Source organism: Kitasatospora sp. NPDC057738 (genome assembly GCF_042798815.1).
In the GTDB taxonomy this organism is placed as follows: Bacteria; Actinomycetota; Actinomycetes; order Streptomycetales; family Streptomycetaceae; genus Kitasatospora; species Kitasatospora lactacystinica.
This window is the reverse complement of record NZ_JBHVJT010000053.1, coordinates 24,885-31,665: the sequence shown is the minus strand read 5'-3', so window position 1 is coordinate 31,665 and position 6,781 is coordinate 24,885. Positions and strand designations below refer to the sequence as shown.

The 6,781-nt window shown below is 74.6% G+C and carries 8 protein-coding genes; 4 read left to right on the top strand and 4 right to left on the bottom strand.

The features are described from left to right. Nucleotides 1-134: 134 nt before the first annotated feature. Both ACFVGO_RS26425 and ACFVGO_RS26420 read right to left on the bottom strand, forming a co-directional pair. Nucleotides 135-1,079 carry an NADP-dependent oxidoreductase gene (locus ACFVGO_RS26425; protein WP_380634412.1) on the bottom strand — a complete coding sequence of 315 codons (945 nt, stop codon included), beginning with the start codon at nucleotides 1,077-1,079 and terminating at the stop codon, nucleotides 135-137. Nucleotides 1,080-1,148: 69 nt separating this feature from the next. Continuing rightward, the gene (locus ACFVGO_RS26420) at nucleotides 1,149-1,604 is read right to left on the bottom strand and encodes a MarR family transcriptional regulator (RefSeq protein WP_359901949.1); all 456 of its coding nucleotides are present in this window, start codon (nucleotides 1,602-1,604) and stop codon (nucleotides 1,149-1,151) included. 188 nt (nucleotides 1,605-1,792) lie between these two features. Here ACFVGO_RS26420 and ACFVGO_RS26415 point away from each other — a divergent pair, with 188 nt between their 5' ends. After that, on the top strand, nucleotides 1,793-3,259 hold the full coding sequence (locus ACFVGO_RS26415) for an MFS transporter (protein ID WP_359901963.1): 1,467 nt from the start codon (nucleotides 1,793-1,795) through the stop codon (nucleotides 3,257-3,259). A 186-nt stretch (nucleotides 3,260-3,445) separates the two neighbouring features. On the opposite strand, the gene ACFVGO_RS26410 is transcribed toward ACFVGO_RS26415, so the two are convergent. Continuing rightward, nucleotides 3,446-4,291, bottom strand: coding sequence for an SDR family oxidoreductase (locus tag ACFVGO_RS26410; RefSeq protein ID WP_380634410.1), 846 nt, complete (start codon nucleotides 4,289-4,291; stop codon nucleotides 3,446-3,448). A gap of 116 nt (nucleotides 4,292-4,407) precedes the next feature. On the opposite strand from ACFVGO_RS26410, the gene ACFVGO_RS26405 reads away from it, so the two are divergent. Continuing rightward, nucleotides 4,408-4,998 carry a TetR/AcrR family transcriptional regulator gene (locus tag ACFVGO_RS26405; protein ID WP_359901945.1) on the top strand — a complete coding sequence of 197 codons (591 nt, stop codon included), beginning with the start codon at nucleotides 4,408-4,410 and terminating at the stop codon, nucleotides 4,996-4,998. A 58-nt stretch (nucleotides 4,999-5,056) separates the two neighbouring features. Here ACFVGO_RS26405 and ACFVGO_RS26400 read toward each other — a convergent pair whose 3' ends face one another. Beyond that, nucleotides 5,057-5,623 (bottom strand): TetR/AcrR family transcriptional regulator, encoded by a 567-nt coding sequence (locus ACFVGO_RS26400; RefSeq protein WP_380634408.1) that lies wholly within the window; start codon nucleotides 5,621-5,623, stop codon nucleotides 5,057-5,059. Nucleotides 5,624-5,724: 101 nt separating this feature from the next. Between ACFVGO_RS26400 and ACFVGO_RS26395 the strand changes: the two genes are divergently transcribed. Together ACFVGO_RS26395 and ACFVGO_RS26390 are read left to right on the top strand one after the other, a co-directional pair. Then, nucleotides 5,725-6,453: an NAD(P)H-dependent oxidoreductase gene (locus ACFVGO_RS26395; protein WP_380634406.1), complete on the top strand. Its 729-nt coding sequence runs from the start codon at nucleotides 5,725-5,727 to the stop codon at nucleotides 6,451-6,453. A gap of 7 nt (nucleotides 6,454-6,460) precedes the next feature. Then, nucleotides 6,461-6,781, top strand: coding sequence for a multidrug efflux SMR transporter (locus ACFVGO_RS26390; protein WP_359901936.1), 321 nt, complete (start codon nucleotides 6,461-6,463; stop codon nucleotides 6,779-6,781).

Here is a 6,781-nt window from a genome sequence, read left to right as displayed (position 1 = left end):
GGGGGGGGGCTGCGGGGGGGAGGGGGGGGTCGGGGGGGGGGGGCGGGGCGGGGTGGGGGGGGGGGGGGGGGGGGGGCCGGCCCGGCGGGGGGTGGGGGGGGGCCCTTCCCCCCCCCCCCCCCGCGCAGGCGGCGTCAGGAGAAGTCCAGGACCAGCCGGCCGCGCAGGCCGCCGGCCTCCAGGAGGCGGTGGGCCCGGGCCGCTTCCTCGGCGGGCAGCACGTCGGCGACGTACAGGGTCAGGACGCCCGCCTCGGCCTGGCGGCGCAGGGCGTCCAGCCGCACGGTGTCCGTGATGGCGTCCGTCACCATCACCGGGCGCACCAGGACGCCGCGTTCGGCGGGGCCGGACCAGCCCTTCAGCTCGGCCAGGGTCCCGCCGTCGGCCACGGCGGGTACGAGCTCGGCGGTCTGGTGGGAACCGTCCACCAGGCCGGGGACGCCGTCGGGCACCAGCGCCCGGATGCGGTCGGCGACGTCGGGGCCGCGTTCCACCACGTGGTCGGCGCCGAACCCCCGTACCCGCTCGACGTCCTGCGGAGCGGCGTCCGCGATGACGGTCAGCCCGTCGGCCTTGGCCAGCTCGACCGCGTACCCGCCGACGGCCCCGGCCGCTCCGGTCACGGCGACGGTCCCGCCGGGTGGCACGGCCAGTGCGTCCAGGGCCAGGCGTGCGGTCATCGCGTTCATCAGCAGCGTGGACGCCGCGGGGTGGTCCACCCCCTCCGGTGCCGGGACCACCGAGGCGGCGGGCACCACGACCTGTTCGGCGTACGCCCCACCGTGCTCGCTGATGAACAGCACGACGGCGACCACCCGTTGGCCGACGGCGAGCCGTCCGTCCGTCCCGGGCCCGAGCTGGTCGATCACCCCGGCCGCGTCCATGCCGGGCACGAACGGGGGCCGCCTGCCCGGCATCCGTGCGGCGTGGCCGCCGCGCCGCAGTACCGCGTCGGTCGGGTTCACGGCGGCCGCGTGCACCCGGATGCGGACCTCACCGGGGCCCGCCTGCGGCTCGGGCAGCTCCAGTACGCGCAGGGCATCCGGGCCGCCGAACTCCTCAATTCCCATGGCTCTCATGCCACTTGCAAGTCGCCTCGCGGGCCGGGTGTTCCCGCGTGGCGCGTGCCGCGCGTCGACGCCGATGCCTCAGTCCCGGGGCCAGGGCCGCCCGTCGAGCCGTTCGATGCCGGTGTTGAAGCGGCGCAGGAAGCCGGCGAAGGAGGCTATGTCCTCCTCCGGCCAGTCCGTCATCACGAGGTTCAGCGCCCGTACGTGGGCCTCGCGTTCCGCTTCCAGCCGGTTCCGGCCCTCCTCGGTGAGGCGGAACTTGCGGGCGATGCCGCCGTCCGGGTCCGGGATGCGTTCGAGCAGTCCCGCGCTCTTCAGGGCCGCGGTCTGCCGGTTGAGGGTGGAGACGTCCAGGGCGAAGGCGTCGCTCAACTGCCCGATGGACATGGGCCCCTCGGCGTCGACCCGGCTGAGCAGGATGTAGGAACTGCGTTCGAGCTGGCTGCCCTCGGGGCGGGCGTTGACCTGGCTCAGGTCGCGGTGCCGGGCGAACACCAGGAATTCGAGGGCGACCTCGTGCGTGGGGCTGGTCATGTCGAAGTCCCTTCATCACCGCTTCGACCTGCGGTTTCTCCGTGGATCACCTTTCAGTATGCCAGAGGTATGCGCGGCCCACATGATGTGCATGGCGCACATCATGTGTAAGCTGACCATTCTGTGTTCCATGCACATTGTGTGTTTTCTGCACACTCCTGCTCTTCGACTGCCCGAGGAGGCCCGTCATCAACGGCCCCGCCCCCACTCCCCGCACCGGCCCGATCGTGGCGGTGCTCGCCTTCACCGGCACCGTCGCCGCGATCATGCAGACCCTGGTCACCCCACTGATCAGCGAGCTCCCGCAACTCCTGCACACCAGCGCGTCCAACGCCTCCTGGGTCATCACCGCGACCCTGCTCTCCGCCGCCGTCTTCGTCCCGATCAGCGGCCGCCTCGGCGACCTGCTCGGCAAGCGGACGATGCTCATCGCCTCCTGCGTCCCGCTGCTGCTCGGCTCGGTCCTGTGCGCGGTGGCCGACTCCGTGGTGCCGATGATCGCCGGCCGGGCGCTGCAGGGCATGGGCATGGGCCTGGTGCCGATCGGCATCAGCCTGCTGCGCGACGTCCTGCCGCCCGATCGGCTCGGCTCGGCGATCGCCCTGGTCAGCGCCTCCATGGGCATCGGCGGCGGCCTCGGCCTGCCGATCGCGGCCGGCGTCGCCGACTACGCCAGCTGGCGCGTGCTCTTCTGGGGCACCGCCGTGCTGACCGTCGTCATCATCGGCATGCTCTGGACCGTCATCCCGACCCCCGCCGCGGACGGCCGCCCTGCCGGCGGCCGCTTCGACTTCGTCGGTGCGATCGGCCTCAGCGTCGGCCTGGTCTGCCTGCTGCTGCCCGTCTCCAAGGGCGGGGACTGGGGCTGGGGCAGCACCCGCACCCTCGGCCTGTTCACCGCCTCCGCCGCGATCCTGATGCTCTGGGCCCGCTGGGAGCTGCGCGTCCCCGAACCGCTGGTGGACCTGCGGGTCACCGCGCGCCCGCGGGTGCTGCTGACCAACGCCGCCTCCGTCCTGGTCGGCTTCGGCATGTACGCCCAGGCGCTGATCGTGCCGCAGCTGCTCATGCTGCCGAAGCTCACCGGCTACGGGCTGGGGCAGTCGATGCTGGCGATGGGCCTGTGGATGGCGCCCGGCGGGCTGATGATGATGGTCGTCTCCCCGTTCGGCGGCAAGCTGTCCGCCGCGCGCGGACCGAAGTTCACCCTGGCCGCCGGGGCGCTGACGATCGCCGTCGGCTACGGGCTGGCGCTGCCGCTGATGGGCTCCACCTGGGGCGTGCTGATCGTGACGATCGTCTGCAACAGCGGCGTCGGCCTTGCCTACGGCGCGATGCCCGCGCTGATCATGAGCGCGGTGCCGCTGTCCGCGACGGCCTCGGCGAACAGCTTCAACACCCTGATGCGCTCGCTGGGCACCTCGGTGTCCGCCGCCGTGATGGGTGTGGTGCTGTCGCAGATGACCGTCGACCTGGGCGGGCACGCCCTGCCCTCGGAGGGCGGCTTCCGGGTCGGCCTGGTGATCGGCTGCGGCGTCGCGCTGATCGCGGCCGCCGTCGCCGCGTTCATCCCCGCGCCGCCCGGTCCCCGGCTGCGCGCCGTTCCCGCCCCGGAGGCGGAGGACGCCGAGGCGGCCAGGCCGGCCACGGCCTGAGGCCCGGCCGGGTGGGGCCCGCCGGGTGGGGCCCGCCGGGTGGGGCCCGCCGGGTGGGGCCCGCCTGCGTGGGCCTGCTCGCGTGAGGCCCGCCCGGGTGGGCCCGCCTGCCTGCGCGGGGCCCGCCTGCGCGGCGGCCCGCCCCGGGCGCGTTGTGCTCGCGCGTCCGGGGCGGCCGCGCGGGTGCTACCGGAAGGCCGGCAGGTTGCGCTCGACCCAGGCCCGGAAGGGCGCGGCCGGGCGGTGCAGCACGGCCGCCACGTCGGGGCTGACCGCCTGCTCGGCGGGGAGCGGGAGGCCGAGGACGTCCAGCGTCCCGGCGATCACTCGCTCCGGCATGAACCGTGCCAGGTGGGCGTGGGCCTGCTCCCGGGACAGCTCCACGAAGGCCACCTCCTCGCCCAGGGCCTCGGCGATGACCTCGGCCTGCCGGCGCGGTCCGATCGCCTCCGGTCCGGTCAGCTCGTAGGTGCGGCCGCCGTGGCCGTCCTCGCGCAGCACGGCGGCGGCGACCGCCGCGATGTCCGCCGGGTCGACCACGGGCAGCGCCACCCCGCCGAACGGCGCGAAGACCGTCCGCTCCGCCCGGACCGTCGCGGCCCAGGCGAAGGCGTTGGAGGCGAAGCCGCCGGGGCGCAGGACGGTGAAGTCCCGTCCGGAGGCGCGCACGGCGGCCTCGAACTCCCGCAGCCGGGCGTGCGAGGGGGCGTCCGGCCGGGTGGCGCCGACCTGCGAGGAGACCAGGACGATCCGCTCCACCCCGGCGTCCGCGACCGTCCTCAGCAGGGCTTCCGGGCTCTCGCCGTGGCTGTTGAGCTCGCCGCCCAGCACGACGAACAGCGCGCGGGACCCTTCGAGGGCCGGGCGCAGGCCGGCGGCGTCGCCGAGGCCGCCCCGGGCCCAGCGGACCCCGGCCGCCGGGTGGTCGGGCTGCGGCTGCCGGGACACGGCGACCACCTGTTCGCCCGCCTCGGCCAGCAGCTCCACCAGCGTCCGGCCGATGTTGCCGGTCGCGCCCGTCACTGTGATCATTTCCGCCCCCAGGTGTGAGATGTCAGGAGTGAGATGTGCGGTCGAGCCAGTGAGTTAGTTGGCTGACTGAGAAAGACCGTAGCCGCCTTCCGGGGCGGCTGTCTATAGTCAGTCGGATGACTGACTCAGTGAACCGGCGCACGGCGGCGTCGCAGAAGCGCCGACGGCTCACCGCGGCCGCGGCCAAGGTCCTGCACGAACAGGGCGTCGAGCGGACCACCCTCGCCGACATCGCGCGCGAGGCCGACGTCCCGGTCGGGAACGTCTACTACTACTTCAAGACCAAGGACGAGCTGGTCCGCGCCGCGCTCTCCGCGCACAGTGCACACCTGGACGAACTCGCCGAGCGGCTGGAGCGGTTGCCCGACCCGCTGGACCGCCTCAAGGCACTGGTCGAGGCCTGGGTCGGACAGCGTGACCTCGCCGCCCGGCACGGCTGCCCGACCGGCACCCTGGCCGTCGAACTCGACAAGCGCACCGACGGGGACCTCGACGCGGAGGCCGGCGCGGTGATCCGGCGGCTGCTCGACTGGGCCGCGGGCCAGTTCCGCGAGCTGGGCCTGCCCGACCCGGACGGCCTGGCCCTCACCCTGGTCGCCGGCTACCAGGGCATGTCGCTGCTCGCCAACGCGCTGCGCGACCCGGAGGTCATGACGCGCGAAGGGGGCCGCCTGCTGCGCTGGCTCGACTCCCTGCGGGCCGCGTAGGCCCGCTCCCCGCAGGTCCACCCTCGGGCGGGCCCGGCGGGTCCGGCAGGCCCGGGCCTCAGTCGCCGAGCATGCGGTGGGCGAGCAGGTGGAGCCCCGCCTCGATGCGTTCGGTGGACACGCCCCGGTCGCGGTGGTGGCGGTACAGCTCCGGGGCGAGCGGTGCCAGCAACTGGTCGGCGAGGACGTCCGGGTCCTCGGCCCGCGCCGCCGCGGCCAGCATCCGGACGTGCGCGCGCCAGAAGCCGTAGGCGCCGGTGGCCAGCCGGGCCGGGCCGGTCTCGGCGCCGAGCAGCAGGTGGGAGTGGCGCTCCAGCAGGCGGACCATCGCCGAGTAGAAGGCGCTCAGCCGCTCGGCCGGGGCGGCCGCCGGCTCAGGGCCCAACGGGTCTTCCCCGCGCAGGAGTTGCTCCTGGATCTCGTGCTCGTGGGCGTCCAGCAGGGCGCGCGCGATCGAGGCGCGGTCCGGGTAGCGGCGGTAGAGCGTGCCGCGGCCGACGCCGGCCGCCCGGGCGATGTCCTCCATGGTCACGGCGGCCGGGTCGCGGGTCGTGAACAACTGCTCGGCCGCCCGGAGCACCTTGAGTCGGTTGCGGGCGGCGTCGGCGCGTTCGGTCGGTGGCATGGGCCGATTCTAACAAGTGGACGCCCTGTCCACTTGATGGCTAGCATCGTCACCAGACAAGCGGACGCCGTGTCCGCTTGTGGAATTCCGGGGGTACCGTCATGCCGCAGCTCCTCCACCTCGACGCCAGCGCCCGCCGCAGCTCGTTCTCCCGCCGGATCGGCGCGGCCTTCGCCGAGGCCTGGCGCGCCGAAGCGCCGCAGGGCACCTGCACCTACCGGGACCTCGCGGCCGAGCCCGTGCCGCCGATCGGCGAGGCCTGGACGACGATCTGCGACACCCTGCTCCGCGAGGGCATCGTCGAGCCCGACCGCTACGCCGAGGCGGTCCGCACCGACGCCGAGCGCGCCGCGTGGGCGGTCCTCGAACCGCTGCTCGCCGAACTGCTCGCCGCCGACGTCGTCCTGATCGGCTCGCCGATGTACAACTTCGGCGTCCCGGCCCAGCTCAAGCTCTGGATCGACCAGGTCACCTTCCCGAAGATGAACCTGCGGCCGCGGCGCTTCGTGGTCGCCTCCGCCCAGGGCGGCTCCTACCGGCCGGGCATGCCGCGCGCGCCCTTCGACCACCAGACGCGCTACCTGGTGGACTTCTTCCACGGGCACTACGCCGTCGAGGACACCCTGGTCATCGGCGCCGAACTGGCGAACGCGACCGTGGACCCGGCACTGGCCGAACGGCTCCCGCAGCACGAGGCGTCGCTGGCCGCCGCCCTGACCGAGGCCACCGAGGCCGGCCGGCGGCTGGCCCGCGAGGCGGCCGGGGTGGGTGCGGCCGGGGTGGGCGCGGCGCCCGGGGAGGCCGGGGCGCGTGCCGGCGGGCGGGGGTGAGGCGGCCGTGTCCTGGCTCCTCCTGCTCGCCGCCGGCCTGGTCGAGGTCGTCTGGTCGCAGAGCATCAAGCCGACCGACGGCTTCACCCGCCCCGGCCCCACCGCGCTGTGCGTACTGCTCGGCGCGCTGTCCGTCCACCTGCTGTCGCGGGCCATGCGCGACCTCCCGGCCGGCCTCGCCTACGCGATGTTCACCGGCATCGGCACGGTCGGTGCCATCACGCTCGGGGCCGTCCTGCGGCACGAGTCGCTCGGTGCGGGCCGGGCGGCCGCGCTGGCGCTGATCGTGGCCGGGCTCGTGCTCGCCCGGCTCACCGCCGCGGACTGA